We start from the raw sequence: 13,762 nt of genomic DNA, 5'->3' as shown, positions 1-13,762 counted from the left end.
CACTCATGGCTTTTTTTGTTGTCATAACTAATGACAGAAAAAAAGTACTAAGGAAGCTGTTTTCATATTTTTGATTTAGACTTGAAGGAAGATTTGAACGAGATTCAAATTCTTGTTTCTAAACTGTACATAACATCTCGACTACACAATGGGTAAACAATATGACGTAGTAATCGTCGGCTCTGGCCCCAATGGATTGAGTGCTGGTATTGTCTTGGCAGCCAAAGGCTTGCAAGTATTGATCATAGAGGGGGCAGAAACAGTTGGAGGTGGTACAAGAACCTCAGAACTGACTTTGCCAGGCTACTATCACGATGTCTGCTCGGCAGTACATCCGATGGGGTATTTGTCTCCCTATTTCAAAACGCTACCGTTAGAAGAATTCGGTTTGGAATGGATTATTCCTAAAGCTTCTGCCGCTCACCCTCTAGACAATCAAGAAGCAGTACTCTTATCAAAATCCATCTCAGAGACAGCTCATAACTTAGGAATTGATGCTGAAAAGTATCAAAAAATTGTAACGCCATTTGTGGATCAAGCGGAGGATTTACTCTCAGATAGCCTGAAACCACTTGGGATTCCAAGCAATCCCTTGTTGTTGATGCAGTTCGGCTTGAAAGCCCTACAACCCGCTACTTTTTATTCCAAACATGCTTTTGAAGGAGAAAGAGCCAAAGCACTTTTCGCTGGTTGTGCAGCACATAGTGTATTGCCATTTGATAAATTTTTTACCACCGCCATCGGTTTGATGTTTTTGGTAACGGGTCATGTTGAGAATTGGGCGATACCCAAAGGCGGATCACAAAACATTGCCAATGCTTTGGCTGCTTATTTCAAGAGTTTGGGAGGGGAATTGAAACCATCGACCAAGATCACAGATTACAAACAATTGCCAGATGCTAAGAAATACATGTTTGATACCGACCCTATCCAATTGGCTCATATTGCCAAGGATCAGTTGCCACCGTCGTACCAAGCCCGATTGAATAAATACCAATTTGGTCCTGGTGTATTCAAGATTGATTATGCGCTGGATGCTCCGATTCCATGGAAGGATCCTCGCTGCCTGGATGCCTCTACAGTGCACGTTGGAGGTACTTTTGCTGAAGTAGCTGCCAGTGAAAAGGATGCTTGGGAAGGAAGGGAATGTCAAAGACCTTTCGTGATGCTCAGTCAACAGAGTCAGTTTGATACAAGTCGAGCGCCTGAGGGGAAGCATACGGGTTGGGCTTATTGTCATGTGCCCAATGGCTCAAACAAGGACATGACTCAAGCAATTGAAAGCCAAATAGAGAGGTTTGCGCCAGGCTTTAAGGATACAATTTTGGCAAAAAGAACCATGACGACACAGGATTTTTACCAATACAATCCTAACTATTTGGGTGGAGCGATCACAGGTGGTGCAGCAGACATTTTCCAATTGTTTACAAGACCTGTTGCACGAATCGACCCGTATAGTACGCCCAATCCTGATATCTACATTTGTTCGGCATCCTCACCTCCAGGTGGAGGCGTACATGGGATGTGTGGTTATCATGCAGCACAGAGTGTATTGAAGTCTCTCAAGATCAGGTAGTGTTACAGGTGATTTTATAAAAGCATTTTGCGCTTCGTGTTCATTGCTTTCGCTTGTCCTTGATATCCGACAGATGCAAACCCTTCTCTTCAATGAGTCGCTTGTTCTTTGGACTTCCGATGATTTGAGAGGAGTACACACCAGAATGTCCAGAAAATAAATAGGCAGTACTACACGCTATCGCTATAAAAACCCCAGATTCGATCCCAAAGAGTTCGATTCCCATCATGGTACAAGCTATCGGGGTGTTGGTGGCACCAGCAAAAACCGCGACAAAACCCATGCCTGCCAACAGACCCATGGGCAGAGGGATAAACCATATCAATACATTGCCCAAGGTCGCACCGATGAAGAATAAAGGAGTGACTTCTCCTCCTTTGAATCCTGCACCCAAAGTAAAGGAGGTAAATAGGACTTTGAGTAAGAAATCGTAAGAGTTGAGCTGAATGTCAAAGGCATCTACAATAGTTGGGATGCCCAGTCCGATGTATTTGGTGGTTCCCATGAGGTAAACAGCCAATGCAATGATTACTCCTCCGATGACAGGTCGCAGGGGAGGATATGAAATGTACTTGCCAAAGAACTGCCCCCAAAAATGCGTCAGTTTGGAAAATGACCTGGCAACCAATCCAAAAATGATGCCTGCCAACAGCGCCCATAGCAGGTTAGTGGGGTTCATTTCTGCTAGCGTTGTGATGACATAGTGCGTATGAGTACTGCCCCACAATTCACAAAAGTAATTAGCTAATACTGCTGCAATAAAACTCGGAATGATGGCGTCCAAGCGAATCCTCCCTAATACCAATACTTCGAGAGCAAAAATACCACCAGCCAAAGGAGTGCCAAATACAGAGGCAAATCCAGCGCTGATTCCTGCTATGAGCAAGATTTTTCGGTCACCATCTGAAAAACCAAGAATTTTGGTAAATCGGTCAGCAATTGCACCACCCATTTGGACTGCTGTCCCTTCACGTCCCGCTGAGCCTCCGAACAAATGTGTAAGTATTGTACCAAAAAGTACCAGTGGCACCATTCTGAATGGAATCATTTTGCTAGGAGAATGGGACTCTTCGAGCAGGAGGTTGTTGCCTTTGACGACACTGTTGCCATACAAATGATAACTCAAACCAATAATGAACCCACCCAAAGGCAGTAAGGCTATGATCCATAGGTTAGATTCCCTCCAATTGGTCGCCCAGTCCAAACTGTATAGGAAAAAGGCCGAAATACTACCAACGAGACTTCCAATCAAGGTGCAAACCAACAACCACTTCAACAAATAGAGGAGGGCTGGAATTTGTTCAAATGAGAGTAGGAAATCTTTAAAATTCTTGCGGTTCATGTTGCCGAAATTGAAGATGCCCAAAGGGACTTACTTTGCAAAGTAAGCGTCTTTGAAGCTAAGGTGTTGTGTTTTGGCTTTATCTATGAGCGTAAAGCTAATCCAAAAATCAAAATATCCTTGGATAAGGAATGGGACTGTTTGGCATACCATTGAGATTGAAAACCCATCACTCAGCTAGTAACTTCAAATCTTCCTTTATTTTAGCTGCGAAAACACCGAATGATACATACTATGAATAATTCTTTTCCAACCAAGCTTTTTCTGGGGATCGCTATTTTTGTTAGTTTGATTGTGGTGATAGGTGTTTGGCGTGGTACGATAGATACACTGTGGCTGACAGTGGTGGCCATGGTGTTGGTAGGACTTGGGTACAATTTGATTGCCAAAAATAGGACAATGCTTGTCGCTTTTGATCCTATATGGCGAAATGTCCTGATGGACAAAGTGAAGTTCTATGTAGAATTGGATGAGTCTGGGAGACAAGAATTCGAAAAGCGCATTGTTCAATTTTTCTCTGCCATCAGGGTGTCAGGAGTGGATTTCGCCATGGATGATGAATGCCGTTTGCTGGTAGCATCGAGTTCCATCGTTCCATTTTGGGATTTGCCTCAGTGGCAATATGGACAGCTGCAAGAGGTATTGGTTTACTCCAGCCATTTTGATGAGAACTACGAGGTAGGTTCTGATCATCACATCTTAGGTATGGTAGGTAGTGGAGGTAACATGGCACATGTAATGTTGCTCTCCAAGCCAGCACTGTACTTGGGATTCGAAAACAATAGCAACAAGCATCATGTTGGTTTTCATGAATTTGCACATCTGCTGGATAAGTCAGATGGTGAAGTAGATGGTATTCCTGAATTGTTTCTACCCAAAGAAATGGTCAATCCCTGGACTAAATTGGTGCATAGAGAGATTACTCGGATCAAAGAGAATCATTCGGACGTGGATCCGTATGGCGCAACTTCAGATGCCGAATTTTTTGCGGTGATCTCTGAGTACTATCACAAGCGCCCCGAGATTTTAGAAAAGAAGCATCCTGATTTATTCAAAATGCTTCAAATGATCTATCACCCTCAGAGCATTTAGCTTACTAACCTGTTCGATGCTCACAATAAATGACCTTTGATAAAAGGGTAGAGAATCCTTTAGAAATCCCTTGAAGGGATATTCAAATTGAACTCAGGTTACTAGTTATCAATGTTATGTGTCACGGTGAGAGGTGTCTGCGCTTGGTTGGTGCTGTTTAGAAACTATTACTTAACAGTGAATTAACAAAATAACCATTAACTTGAGAAGTGCAATTGGGATCAATCGTTTTAATTTCGCGAAACCAATTTTTACCCAACGATGCATGGGCATCTTAGGGAGTTAATGTAAAATGGTTGTTGGCAAATAGTTCAATACACGAATACTTTTGACTGTTTTGCTTTTAACTTTCAATTCCTGAGTTGAATGATTCAGGTTTAAGCATGATTTCTTTTCTTAGCCATGGCATTTTTAGGAAAACTATTGAAGAGGGGAATGAAGCTCCGCGAGACTTTGGAGCAAGACTATACCTCACCACTTGATCTACAAAAAAACGAATTGCGAAAGCTGCTGATCGCAGCTAAGGATACTTATTTTGGTCGTTTTCATTATTTCAAAGCTATTTTGAATGGTTTTAAAAATCAGGACGACCATCTGTTTTATCAATACTACAAGAGCAACGTACCGATCTATTCCTACGAGCACATCAATGAGGAGTGGTGGGCCAAGTCTCGCGAAGGGATCAAAGATATCACTTGGCCAGGCAAGGTGAAATATTATGCCTTGAGTTCTGGTACTTCATCCGCTTCGTCCAAATACATACCAGTGACTGACGACATGATCAAATCGATCCGTAAGACCAGTGTGCGTCAATTACTTTCAATCTCCAAGTATGACTTGGAGCCGGAGTTCTTCGAAAAAGGAATCCTGATGGTAGGAGGGAGTACAGATTTGAAATTCAACGGCAGGTATTTTGAGGGAGATTTGAGCGGTATTACAACCTCTCAGGTTCCGTTTTGGTTCCAGCATTTTTACAAGCCAGGCAAGAAGATCTCTGCAGCACCTGATTGGGATCACAAGCTCAGTGAAATGGTGGAAAAGGCAGAAAGTTGGGATATTGGAGTAGTGGTAGGTGTACCTGCTTGGATTCAAATCCTGATTGAGCGCATCATCGCGCGTTACAAGGTGAATAATATCCATGATATCTGGCCCAACCTTAAGATTTTTGTGCATGGCGGAGTGTCGTTCAAACCATACAAGAAGGGATTTGAAAAGCTCTTGGGAAAACCCTTGATGTATTTGGAGACTTACTTGGCTTCAGAGGGCTTCATTGCCTTTCAAGACAACTTAGACTCTGAGTCGATGAAATTGGTGCTTAACAATGGAATCTTCTACGAATTTGTCCCTTTCAATTCCGAGAATTTTGATCAGGATGGTCAGATCATCGAAGGAGCAACAACCTTGAAAATTGATCAGGTAGAGAAAGGAAGGGATTACGCATTGCTACTCTCTACCAATGCAGGAACCTGGCGTTATTTGATAGGTGATGTGATTCAGTTCACAGATGTAGATGAGGTAGAGATCATCATCACAGGTAGAACCAAGCATTTCTTGAGCCTCTGTGGCGAGCACTTGTCTATGGACAATATGAACCGTGCCATGGAGATGACAGCACAAGCACTCAATATTGATATCAAAGAATTCACCGTGACAGGAGAACCTTATGAAGGATTGTTCGCACACAGATGGTATGTCGGTACGGATTCATCTATTGACGAGCAGCAACTGAAAACCGTCTTGGATGGCTATCTTAAGGAACTCAACGACGACTACAAGGTCGAGCGCAGCGCTGCATTGAAAGAGGTGTTTGTCAATGCGGTTCCGACGGCTGTATTTTACCAGTGGATGCGTATGCATGGCAAAGAAGGGGGGCAGAGTAAATTTCCAAGAGTACTGAAAGCAGAAAGGTTGGATTCGTGGAGGGCATTGATTGAAAAGAGTCTATTTTAGCCCAAACCAAACAGCAATACATTGCCACCATATCTCATTGGAATTTCGACTGGCTTGATCCTCGTGGTGTCAACAGGTCCAGTCTTTCTTACACTCTTACAAAACTCTCTGAATCACGGATTTCAGCGAACCCTGTTCTTTATAATGGGTGTGGCTGTCGCTGATACTGGCATCCTGTTCATTACCTGGTTTGGGATGAGCAAGGTGACGGGCGATGAACCTAATCCCTATCTTGCTTTGGCTGGGGGGATTTTACTTAGTGTTTTTGGCATGATATTCTTGTTGAAGGACAAACCCTCAGAAGAGGTGAAGATAGAAACCTCAGTCAGACGAAATGGCTTGGCTAGTGCAGGACTCTTTGGTCAAGGGTTTATGTTGGGAGCGATCAATCCCATCGTGTGGGGTTTTTGGGCAGCCATGTCCAATTATGCCATTACTACCTATGGCGACCCACGTTCTGAGTTGTTTTACTTTTTGGGCATACTCAATATTGTCTGGGTGACGGATGTATTGAAAGCCTACTATGCGGGCAAACTGAAAAAGTACCTCAATGTCAGAGTACAAAAAGTGCTGAGAAAGGTAATTGGGGTTGTTTTGATCGTATTGGGACTGAATTTGATTTTTGGTCAATACATTTCTTTTTGAGCCAAAAGAAGGTTTAAAAATAATGACACTATTTTTTTGCTTCTTTGAGTTTTTGCAAGTCTTGCATTTCATCTCTTAATCTGGCTGCTTCCATAAAGTCTAAGTCCTTGGCGGCTTTTTCCATCAACTTCTTGGTTCTGTCTATCATTTTGTCCAAGCCTTTTACATCCATATAGGCTACTACTGGGTCTGCAGCTACATCTGGTGCATTATTTTCTGCGTAGTATTTGCGTTTAGTGTCCTTTTTAGAGTCAGTGATCGAACTTTGTCCTATGATGGCTTCTTTGGATCTTCTGATGGTTTTTGGGGTGATGCCATGTTGCTCATTGTAGGCGATTTGTATACCTCTTCTGCGGTTGGTTTCGTCAATGGCGATTTGCATAGAACCCGTGATTTTGTCAGCATACATGATGACCATGCCATTTTCGTTTCTTGCGGCACGACCGATAGTTTGCACTAGTGATTTGACATTCCTCAAAAATCCTTCTTTGTCAGCATCGATGATTGCTACCAGAGAGACCTCTGGTAAATCAAGTCCTTCTCTCAGTAGGTTGACTCCTACCAACACATCAAACACACCCAATCTAAGGTCACGCAAGATTTCGACTCTTTCCATAGTGTCTACTTCGGAATGGATGTACCTAGTCTTGATGTTGAGATTGTGTAGGTATTTGGTAAGTTCCTCAGCCATCCGTTTGGTGAGGGTGGTGATCAGTATTCTTTCATCCTTCTTGATTCGCTCGTCAATTTCTTCCATGAGGTCATCTATTTGATTGGCGCTAGGGCGAACCTCTATCACTGGATCTAACAAACCTGTCGGACGAATGACTTGCTCGACAACTACCCCTTCTGATTTTCTTAATTCATAGTCACTCGGTGTTGCACTGACGTAGATGGTTTGTCCGACCAAACTTTCAAACTCATCGAAAGTCAGTGGTCTGTTGTCCATGGCTGATGGCAGCCTGAATCCATAATCCACCAGATTGATTTTTCGGGCACGATCTCCTCCCCACATGGCTCTGATCTGAGGCAGGGTTACATGACTCTCATCGATGACCATCAGGAAGTCGTCAGGGAAGTAATCCAGCAAGCAGAAGGGGCGTGCGCCCTTTTCTCGTCTGTCAAAGTACCGAGAGTAGTTTTCTACTCCTGAGCAATACCCAAGTTCTCTCATCATTTCCATGTCAAACTCTGTCCTTTCTTGGAGTCGTTTGGCCTCTAGATGACGTCCTTCTTCTTTGAAGTATGCGACTTGCTGCACCATGTCGTCTTGGATCTCATTGATGGCCTGATGGAGTAGGTCTTTGCCAGTCACAAAGAGGTTGGCAGGGAAGATGGAAATGATTTTTTCGTCTGACAACTTATGTCCTGAAATAGGGTCTATTCTCTGTATCGTTTCGATTTCATCTCCCCAAAAGATGATTCTGTAGGCAAAATCACCATAGGCAATGAATATATCAACCGTATCACCCTTGACCCTGAAATTGCCTCGTTTGAACTCAGCTTCTGTACGACTGTAAAGGATGTCCACAAAGGCAAAGAGCAGCTGGTTGCGGGAGAGTTGTTGACCGACTTCTAGTGTGATGACGTTCTTTCCGAACTCTTCTGGGTTGCCTATACCATAGATGCATGAGACAGAAGCGACCACAATCACATCTCTGCGTCCTGTCAGCAGTGCGGAAGTAGCGGCGAGTCTTAGTTTTTCGATTTCCTCGTTGATACTCAAATCCTTTTCGATATAGAGCCCTGTCGTGGGTAGAAATGCCTCTGGTTGGTAGTAGTCGTAGTAACTGATAAAATATTCTACTGCATTGTCGGGAAAGAACTGCTTGAGTTCACTGTACAATTGAGCAGCCAGAGTCTTATTGTGGCTCAAAACCAAGGTAGGACGGTTGGTTTTGGCGATGACGTTGGCGATGGTGAATGTCTTACCAGACCCAGTTACGCCGAGTAGTACCTGCGAAGCTTCTCCCTTGTCCAGTCCTTCTTTGAGTTGGGCAATGGCTGTGGGTTGGTCTCCAGTAGGCTCGTATTCAGATGTGATGTTGAAATCCATAATTGCAATTATAGTGATGTCATACGACAACTAGTATAAAATGATTAAGGTCTGTGGGATTTCTTGAGATTGAAAAGGAATATGCTTATAGATTGATCAAATTGAGAAATCTATGCTTATGTTACTAAATATATTGGTTTCGAGTCATATGTTGTCTCATTGATCGAAATCTGTTAGAAGCAATTGACTAAAATCCAATTGAGATAAAAGTGGATATTAACTATATCGGACTCAATTCATTTTCCCTGATATTCCAGATCGAGTATAGTAGATATCAGGATATGTTTTTTATTCAATACTCATTTTCCCAAATCTCCCATGATTTTTCTGCCTGGCCTACGAGCATGCTGTAGCCGTTTTTTACTTTGGCTCCACGGTTGAGTCCTTCTTGCATGAAGGCAGTGATTTCTGGATTGTAAACCAAATCAAAAAGCTTGTGATGTGGTGTTAGTTCATTGTATGGCAAATTTGCTTTTCCGTCGTTGTTTGGGTAGGTGCCTAGGGGGGTGGTGTTGATGATCAACGGATGCTCGCTGATGATTTCAGGTTGAGCCAATAGTTGATCGTAACTCAGACACTTTTCGGTAGCTGTGCGAGATACCATTTGGTAGGGGATGGATAGATCTTCCAAAGCTTTTTCGATGGCTTTGGAGGCTCCTCCAGTACCCAATATCAAGGCCTGAGTGTTTTGATTCAAATCCCAATCCATCAGGGAGGATTTGAATCCATAGTAATCTGTGTTATATCCTTTGAGTTTACCGCTTTTAGAAATTTTGATTGTATTGACTGCTTGGATCGACTTGGCATGATCATCTATTTCATCCAGGAATTGCATTACCTCCAATTTGTAAGGTATGGTTACGTTAAGACCCGCCAGAGTAGCTTTGTGTCGCTCGATGAGAGAAGGAAACTCAGCAATGTCTTTCAACTCAAATAGCTCATATTGACAGTCTTTAATATTTTCGTTGAGGTATTTTTCTGTGAAGTAATTTTTGGAAAAGGAATGTTTGAGTGTTTTTCCAATTAGACCAAATAGTCTCATGATGCTGTATTTTTATCGGTAGGCTCCTTTATAAGCAAGGCCAATTTTTCGATGATGATGACTAGCAAGAATCCCAGAGCCATGAATAGGATAGCATGGATGATCAAAGGCTGCTGTCCTGTCTCTGTAAAATACTCCGTTGGGAGGATGTTTTTTTCGAAGGTGGGAATTTGTTTTCCATCCACCCAATCGAATCGTATGGCCTTTTTCCAAGGCCATATTTTATTGAGAGATCCGAGCATAAAACCTGCGAGGAGTGCGATTGCATAGTTGTGAAATTTCTTTAGAGACCAAGAAATAGCCCTGGAGAACGATAGTAATCCAGTGATGCAACCTGTTACAAAAACCAATACAACAGCTATGTTGAGTTCATTGAGGGATTTGACGATGTAGGCATATTTGCCCAAAATTAACAAAATGAAACTCCCAGAAATACCTGGCAATATCATCGCACAAATAGCAATTGCTCCACTGATGAAAACAAACCACAATTGGTTAGGTGTCGTGGCGGGTGTGATGGTAGTAATCACATAGGCTATGACAATACCTAATACGCAAGAGCCGACCACCTTGTAATTCCATTCTTTGATTTCCTTGAGGACGGAAATAGATGAAATAATGATCAAACCAAAGAAGAAAGACCATATTTCGATAGGGTTGGAGGCCAACAGATGCGAAATGACTTTTGCTAGTGTGACGATACTCACAATTATCCCACCCAACAAGGGTAGCAAAAAGCTTCCATTGATATGTTGCCAGAGTTTTTTGAATTTCATTTTTCTGAGCAATTGCAAGGCTGTCAAATCAAATGAGTTGATAGAGTCCAGCAATTGCCCATACACACCAGTGATCAACGCGATAGTGCCACCAGAAACGCCTGGGACAACATCTGCGCTACCCATTCCGATTCCTTTTAGAAAGAGAAGTAAATAGTCTTTGAAAGATTTCATATTTGGCTAAGGTAGTTTATTGACCACCACCATTTAAGAAAAAGTCAAAAGTATCGCCTCTTAGGCCCAATCTTATCGTTTCCAAAGGAATCACTTCGTTTGGTGCGATGTTACCTAGGTTGACGTTGGCACCTAGTAGTTTGATGAAGTAGACTTGTTGCTCTTTTTGTGGCGCTTCCCATAGTACTTTTTCCATTGGGATTTGTGTCAAGATTTCTTGCACTAGGCCTGATCTTACTTCACCTGTAGATCTGAAAAGTCCTACATTTCCTCCTTCTCTGGCTTCACCGATGACCTTCCATGCTCCAGCATCCAGTTCTTTTTGCATCAATTCGATCCACTTGTATGGAGGGATGATCTCAGCTGCGTCTTTAGACCCTACTTCAGAGAGTACAGTTACTTGCTCCTTCAGAATTCTGATGTATTCGCACTTCTTTTCGTGATCCATCGTGATCGAGCCATCAGATACCTCAGCATGGCTCAGGTTGTATTTGTCCAAGACTCTACGGTACTCGTCAAACTGATTTCTGATTATGAAAGCTTCAAATAGCGTCCCTCCGAGATACACAGGGATGCCTGCATTGCGGTACACATCTAGTTTTTTATCCAAATTGGCGGTGACATAAGAGGTCGCCCATCCCAATTTGACAATATCTATACAATCACCGCAAGTTTCGATCATGTCTTCAGCCTGACGTGTGCTCAGACCTTTGTCCATGACCATGGTAAAACCTTGTTCTCTTGGTTTGGTTGTTCTAGTAGGGATATTATTGATGTTATAATTCATTCAAAATGATTCAAAATTCTGGTATTAACATGTCTGTTCCGACCTGCAAATAAATTGATTTATCAATTAGAAGCAAAACGAATTAGATAATGATTTTCTAAGATAGAAATCAGCTACTTGTACTGTTGGATAATTTTGTAAAGTGTCTTTTGTGTCTCCAAATTTGGGAAATAATCATACAGCAAGGTATGTCCTTCATAGTCAAGATGTAACCCTTTCTCCAAAAAGGTGAATGCTGTTTTGTATTTGCCACTTTCGATGTAATACACCACACATAAGTAATAGAGAGAAGCTTCTTCAGGCAATTCATTGATTCCATCCGTGATGATGCCTATGGCTTGATCCATGTCTCCTTGTTCAAAATAGATTTTGGACCAATCTTTCCATATATCTGGATTGTTGGGGCTGAGCTGGCTCGCTTCATCATAAGCATCTATGCTCGATATAGTGTTGCCAACTTTGTATTCTGCTTTGGCAAGTGCCACCCAGTAATCTGGGTTTTCTACACTGAGTTTAAGTGCCTTGTTGAAGAAATGAACTGCTTCGTACCACTTGTCTTGATGTCCAAGGCAAATCCCCGTGCAGTACCAAGCTTCGTCATAGAATTGATCCAGTTTGGTGGCCTTGCGGAAATAGCGGATGGCCATGTCGTACTGCTCAATGTTCTCATAGACAGACCCTATGCTGAAATAAATTTCTGGCGTGGGACCTTCTAGCTCTAGTGTGGTCTTGAATGAATCCAAAGCCTGTTCGTTTTTCTTGAGCATCATGTATGAGTTACCCATGTTGTAGTGGGCAGAGCTATATTTCTCATCTATGGCGATACAATACTCATAGGCCAATATAGAATCTTCGTACTTTTCGAGTTTGTTGTATATGATGCCCAAATTGTACCAAGCGTATTCCGAATAAGGGTCCTTGTCTATAAACTCTTTGTAATAGTTGACACTGGTCTCCAATTCACCCAACATATCGAGACAATATGCCAATTCATAGAGTGCAGATTCATTGTTGAGGTTGTCTTCTAGTGAGAGTTTGAAGTATTTGATGGCTCCTTTGAAATCGGATATGTTTTGGTAAGCCAAGCCCATGGAAAAGTAGATTTCGTCCTTCTCCTGATTGAACTCCAATGCCTTGTGAAAACTCTCCAAGGCATCTTCATGTTGTCCTTGCATGATCTGTATGTTGCCTTTGATGAGGTAGATGTCTCCGTCTCCTGGGTTGAGATTGGACGCGTCATCAAGTAGTCGTACAGCAATCCCGAATTCTTCCAAACTAGAGTAAGTTTGAGCCTTGAGTATCATGAACTCCACCGCGTAGGGATGCTGGTCTATAGCAAAATTAACAGCCTTGAGTGCCTTTCGGTATTTGGACTGTTCTAGGTAGTGATGGACGATTTGTTCGTACTCGTCAGTAGAAAAGTAAAACGCCTCCTTCTTCTCCTTGTGTGACTCATACCTTTTTACCAGGTCTTTGTCATCATTGCGTTTTTTGAAATTCTCCTCCATTTACTTTTTATTAAGCTACAAAGATAGACGATTTTCAAAACCATCCTTACTATTCATTGGTTCTGAAGATAATGAGAAAATCATAATATACTGCAAACGACAAAGCCCAAATATTTATGACTGTTTGAAGCTGATTAGAGCACTTATTGGCTAATGAATAGAAAATCAGTGCTTTAATTTAAATTGTGTTGACGAAATTTTTGTTGAGCAATTGATTGATTTCGTTGCCTGATTTGTTGATTTCTCTTACTTATTACTCAGGAATCAGTATTGAGTGAGACTTGAAATCCGTAGAGCTCTAGACGCAATGTTTAGATTGAAAAGGATTGCCTGCTAGATCCATTCATAAAGCAGGCAATGCGTGGTGAAATTAGAAAGGAAGGTCGTCCGCATCAGCATCGCTGCTGCTGTTGAGCCACTCTGGTTCTGCTAGACTCTCTGCTGCAGCTCCATTTCCTGCTGGTTGTCCATTGGACGGAGCAGAAGCAATGTCATTGGCAGCCGAAACTCTCCATGCCTGTAGCGAATTGAAATACACAACCTGTCCTTGTGGGTTGGTCCATTTTCTACCTTTGAGGTTGAATGCTACATTGATTTCCTGTCCAATGTTGAATCCATCGATTTGTTCACATTTGTCCTGAATCAATTCAAACTTGATGAACTCTGGGTATTGAGGATTTTCGGCGTATTCTACTACAAATTCTCTCTTTCGGAACGAAGCGGAGATTTGAGCTGTTTCTTGTTTTTCTATGAGTTTTGCTTTGATATCCATGGATAATGTTTTGAATTGAAAAATAGGGTGGCAAAGATGCTG

Annotated in this window: 11 protein-coding genes; 4 read left to right on the top strand and 7 right to left on the bottom strand. The window is 42.2% G+C overall.

Annotated features, from left to right (window positions below; genetic code table 11):
* Nucleotides 1–148: 148 nt before the first annotated feature.
* Nucleotides 149–1,576 carry a phytoene desaturase family protein gene (locus N6H18_RS15845; RefSeq protein WP_262309259.1) on the top strand — a complete coding sequence of 476 codons (1,428 nt, stop codon included), beginning with the start codon at nucleotides 149–151 and terminating at the stop codon, nucleotides 1,574–1,576.
* A 40-nt stretch (nucleotides 1,577–1,616) separates the two neighbouring features.
* Here N6H18_RS15845 and N6H18_RS15840 read toward each other — a convergent pair whose 3' ends face one another.
* Nucleotides 1,617–2,918, bottom strand: coding sequence for a voltage-gated chloride channel family protein (locus N6H18_RS15840; RefSeq protein WP_262309258.1), 1,302 nt, complete (start codon nucleotides 2,916–2,918; stop codon nucleotides 1,617–1,619).
* Between the two features lie 234 nt (nucleotides 2,919–3,152).
* Between N6H18_RS15840 and N6H18_RS15835 the strand changes: the two genes are divergently transcribed.
* The 3 genes from N6H18_RS15835 (at nucleotide 3,153) to N6H18_RS15825 (ending at nucleotide 6,605) form a co-directional block, all read left to right on the top strand.
* Complete coding sequence (locus N6H18_RS15835; RefSeq protein ID WP_262309257.1) at nucleotides 3,153–4,010, top strand: M90 family metallopeptidase; 858 nt, start codon at nucleotides 3,153–3,155, stop codon at nucleotides 4,008–4,010.
* 402 nt (nucleotides 4,011–4,412) lie between these two features.
* A complete protein-coding gene (locus tag N6H18_RS15830; protein WP_262309256.1) occupies nucleotides 4,413–5,960 on the top strand; it encodes a GH3 auxin-responsive promoter family protein in 1,548 nt (515 codons plus the stop codon).
* Between the two features lie 21 nt (nucleotides 5,961–5,981).
* Nucleotides 5,982–6,605: a LysE family translocator gene (locus N6H18_RS15825; protein ID WP_262309255.1), complete on the top strand. Its 624-nt coding sequence runs from the start codon at nucleotides 5,982–5,984 to the stop codon at nucleotides 6,603–6,605.
* Nucleotides 6,606–6,633: 28 nt separating this feature from the next.
* On the opposite strand, the gene uvrB is transcribed toward N6H18_RS15825, so the two are convergent.
* The 6 genes from uvrB to N6H18_RS15795 form a co-directional block, all read right to left on the bottom strand.
* Nucleotides 6,634–8,661, bottom strand: coding sequence for an excinuclease ABC subunit UvrB (uvrB, locus tag N6H18_RS15820; protein ID WP_262309254.1), 2,028 nt, complete (start codon nucleotides 8,659–8,661; stop codon nucleotides 6,634–6,636).
* Between the two features lie 292 nt (nucleotides 8,662–8,953).
* The gene (locus N6H18_RS15815; protein ID WP_262309253.1) at nucleotides 8,954–9,703 is read right to left on the bottom strand and encodes a shikimate dehydrogenase family protein; all 750 of its coding nucleotides are present in this window, start codon (nucleotides 9,701–9,703) and stop codon (nucleotides 8,954–8,956) included.
* Nucleotides 9,700–10,653, bottom strand: a complete 954-nt coding sequence (locus tag N6H18_RS15810) for a DUF368 domain-containing protein (RefSeq protein WP_262309252.1) — start codon at nucleotides 10,651–10,653, stop codon at nucleotides 9,700–9,702. Before N6H18_RS15810 ends, N6H18_RS15815 begins: the two co-directional genes overlap by 4 nt.
* A gap of 16 nt (nucleotides 10,654–10,669) precedes the next feature.
* Nucleotides 10,670–11,440 (bottom strand): phosphosulfolactate synthase, encoded by a 771-nt coding sequence (locus tag N6H18_RS15805; protein WP_262309251.1) that lies wholly within the window; start codon nucleotides 11,438–11,440, stop codon nucleotides 10,670–10,672.
* Nucleotides 11,441–11,553: 113 nt separating this feature from the next.
* The gene (locus N6H18_RS15800; protein ID WP_262309250.1) at nucleotides 11,554–12,948 is read right to left on the bottom strand and encodes a tetratricopeptide repeat protein; all 1,395 of its coding nucleotides are present in this window, start codon (nucleotides 12,946–12,948) and stop codon (nucleotides 11,554–11,556) included.
* 370 nt (nucleotides 12,949–13,318) lie between these two features.
* Nucleotides 13,319–13,720: a DUF3127 domain-containing protein gene (locus tag N6H18_RS15795; RefSeq protein WP_262309249.1), complete on the bottom strand. Its 402-nt coding sequence runs from the start codon at nucleotides 13,718–13,720 to the stop codon at nucleotides 13,319–13,321.
* Between the last annotated feature and the right edge of the window lie 42 nt (nucleotides 13,721–13,762).

This window comes from Reichenbachiella agarivorans, from assembly GCF_025502585.1.
Lineage (GTDB): Bacteria > Bacteroidota > Bacteroidia > Cytophagales > Cyclobacteriaceae > Reichenbachiella > Reichenbachiella agarivorans.
This window is presented reverse-complemented; position numbering and strand designations above follow the sequence as displayed.